We start from the raw sequence: 1,495 nt of genomic DNA on the forward strand, positions 1-1,495 counted from the left end.
GTTTAATGAGGCTTCAGGTCAACATGTCATGAGCTTACAGACACTTGATCAGCCAGGGTTACTGGCACGAGTGGGACAGATATTTTTGCAGCAAGGAATTGAAGTGCATGCGGCTCGTATTACGACCTTAGGTGAGCGCGCAGAAGACATGTTTTATCTCAGTGATCAAAACGATGCGCCATTATCTATAGACAAACTTGATACGTTAAAAGCGGCTTTGATTGCTAGTATTAGCGTCTTACCAGATAGCAGTCACGCTTAGCCTAGCGTGACTGCTATTAACCGATTTAAATGCTATGGTTCTAATGAAATAGCATGGTTCTAAGACATATGAATCAGGCTTTTATAAATCATTTTGTCGGCATAAGGTGACAACTCTTCGTCAGCAATCTCTGGTGGCAATACTTCTGCTTCTATCTGATATTGTCCTAATATCAAACGTCCAGCTTCGACTTCTTTTTGTAGCAGACGTTGCAAGCTAGCCAGTTTTAGATGGGACTTATAACGCTCACAAATCGTTTGTAAAGAGATAGGCGCGCTAGCATGAATAGCAGGTAAAATAATATCTGATGCCAATATATACATCTCATTTAACGCCTGTTCTCGTACAAGGTCTGCAATATCAATTCGATTTTGCAAACGATTTGCCAAACGCCCTTTAGACGATAACATCACTACAAACAAGGCAGTCTGTACACCAAATACAGCCATATACATCCAAAAATACAGCTCTACGTTTAATAGACTGCTAAGTAGCATAAGAACGACAGCCACTATGAAATAGCTAACCAGCTGCCATAATAACCACATAATTAGGCTATTATCTCCAAACCAAAACATCCAGCGCTCTTCTAGTGCGATAAGGCTTTGACGGGCCTCCCACCATTGCTGTTCACGCAGTTTCAATTGTTCACAAAAACCAGCATGCTGCACATTATTATCACTAGTGTTATCAACATCGCTAGCATTATCAGTATTGTTATTACTGGCATTGATAACTTCGATATTAAGGTGGTCGGCCTTAGAAGCTTTAAGCATATCAATCATCCTAACAACAACTTACCAAAGTTAATGGCAGTCATTGCTTATATCATTATTATTTATAAGCTATGAGTGATAAGACAAACAGCTAAAACATTAAACTGCTATTAAGTATTTCGTTAGTAAATAGCAGTAAACATGAGCGAGAAGCAAAAGACAAAAAATAGGAGAAGTGCTACACTGCCTAAATGTAATTTTTCTTTATATATTTATTATCAACTGCCTATTATAGTTACCAAACTTATGAATAACAACTTAAAGCATTTGCACCCATATCCGTTTGCCAAAATGGCGACTCTGTTAGCTAACAGCATACCAGCCAACGACTATTCTGAGATTAAGCTTGGCATTGGTGAGCCAAAACACAAGCCACCGACTTTTGTGCTGGACGTACTACAAGAAAACTTAGACAAACTATGTCGATATCCAACCACTAACGGCAGCTTTGAGCTGC

General features: G+C 39.1%; 2 protein-coding genes and 1 pseudogene. 2 read left to right on the forward strand and 1 reads right to left on the reverse strand.

The features are described 5' to 3' along the window. On the forward strand, positions 1 to 262 hold a 262-nt coding region (locus ACS8FD_RS14275; protein ID WP_439276347.1), incomplete at its 5' end, for an ACT domain-containing protein. Between the two features lie 59 nt (positions 263 to 321). On the opposite strand, the gene ACS8FD_RS14280 is transcribed toward ACS8FD_RS14275, so the two are convergent. Further along, positions 322 to 1,038 (reverse strand): hypothetical protein, encoded by a 717-nt coding sequence (locus ACS8FD_RS14280; RefSeq protein ID WP_439263215.1) that lies wholly within the window; start codon positions 1,036 to 1,038, stop codon positions 322 to 324. A gap of 246 nt (positions 1,039 to 1,284) precedes the next feature. Here ACS8FD_RS14280 and ACS8FD_RS14285 point away from each other — a divergent pair. Then, positions 1,285 to 1,495, forward strand: a pseudogene (locus ACS8FD_RS14285) (succinyldiaminopimelate transaminase); the annotation flags it as partial.

Source organism: Psychrobacter sp. 1U2 (assembly GCF_051847575.1).